Genomic DNA, 326 nt, shown 5'->3' on the forward strand with positions numbered 1-326 from the left:
CTCTTCGTGCAGACAGGACATGTCTGACTCGTATACGATTCATCCGCCAAATGCAACCGGATGCCATGTTGTTTCAACTTATACGCGAGATACTTCCTCACTTTGCCAAAAGACCAATTCGATAATTTCTGCGCTTGCTTCCGATTGACGCGTTTCTTCTTGCGCGTATTCCGTTGCACACCCTCAACCTTGCCCAAATGCACATCCGATACCGACTGCTGGATGCACCAATCGACAAAACTTCGCGTGGTCTTGTGCAAGCCGTCTCGCAACTATTTCTCGGACTTGGAGAGGATATACCGTCTAGCCTTCTCATATTTCTTCCA

At 48.2% G+C, this 326-nt stretch carries 1 protein-coding gene; it reads right to left on the minus strand.

Translation table 11 applies throughout. The features are described 5' to 3' along the window. Window positions 1-260 (minus strand): IS200/IS605 family accessory protein TnpB-related protein (locus tag JET16_RS29840; RefSeq protein WP_233532471.1); only part of this gene is annotated, 260 nt, incomplete at its 3' end. Window positions 261-326: the final 66 nt, after the last annotated feature.

Source organism: Paenibacillus alkalitolerans (assembly GCF_016482785.1).
Lineage (GTDB): Bacteria > Bacillota > Bacilli > Paenibacillales > YIM-B00363 > Paenibacillus_AE > Paenibacillus_AE alkalitolerans.